The 481-nt window shown below is 64.2% G+C and carries 1 protein-coding gene; it reads left to right on the plus strand.

Translation table 11 applies throughout. The annotated features are described in order from the left end of the window. Positions 1–264 precede the first annotated feature (264 nt). On the plus strand, positions 265–481 hold a 217-nt coding region (locus FXF52_RS43785), incomplete at its 3' end, for an NUDIX domain-containing protein (protein WP_255472963.1).

Here is a 481-nt window from a genome sequence, read left to right on the forward strand (position 1 = left end):
TCGGCAAGAGCGGTCGGCTGATTTGTCCGTCTCGCAGGTGCAGACCCTGACGCCCGCTCGGCGGCAGTTGCAGACGTTTTTGGTCGGAGGGTCATGCCATGATCCCACCCATGCACGAGGTCGTTGTCGCGGCGCTGGTTCGCGAAGGTCGAGTCCTACTCGTCCACCGAAGTCCGAACCGCCGCGCCTACCCAGACGTGTGGGATCTGCCGCGGCGGACACATCGAGACAGGCGAGACAGAGCTGACTGCGCTCACCAGGGAGATGCACGAGGAACTGGGGGTGCAGATAGCAACAGGCTCGGCGATCCATCTGTGTCGGCTGGACGCAGGCCGCGGAGAGGATTCCGTACGCTTCAGCGCGTGGCTTGTCGGCGAGTGGGAAGGGACACCGACAAACGTCGCTCCCGACGAACATGACGAGATCCGTTGGTTCCAGCCCGAAGAGTTGCCTCCGCTCGCCCACGAACTCATGGGCCCGG

The organism is Micromonospora sp. MP36, from assembly GCF_008119785.1.
Lineage (GTDB): Bacteria > Actinomycetota > Actinomycetes > Mycobacteriales > Micromonosporaceae > Micromonospora.